Below are 295 nucleotides of genomic sequence, written 5' to 3'. Positions count from 1 at the left end.
ACACAAAAAATACCAAAAAAAATCACAAAAAAAAGAGAGACGCTTTCTCATGAAGATGCGAAAAGATGCCGGCGAAATACAGGAAGGCAAAAAAAAGAAAGCCGAAGCTTCCTTATGTGAACGTGATATACTGTTTGGACACAGCCGGCTCTTAAGCTGGCTCTTTTGGGACACAGCCAGCCGGCTCCTATTCCTGCTGGGCGAGGATGCGCGCGCGGCGAATTTCTTCTTCCGCACGTGCTATGTCCTCTTTGGAACGCAGCTTGGCAAGCTGCCGCTTGATGAATCTCTCATC

General features: G+C 48.1%; 1 protein-coding gene. It reads left to right on the top strand.

From position 1 onward, the window contains the following. Nucleotides 1–295 (top strand): hypothetical protein (locus PZH32_RS13175; RefSeq protein WP_275208704.1); only part of this gene is annotated, 295 nt, incomplete at both ends.

This window comes from Adlercreutzia equolifaciens, from assembly GCF_029076695.1.
Classification (GTDB): domain Bacteria; phylum Actinomycetota; class Coriobacteriia; order Coriobacteriales; family Eggerthellaceae; genus Adlercreutzia; species Adlercreutzia equolifaciens_A.
This window is presented reverse-complemented; position numbering and strand designations above follow the sequence as displayed.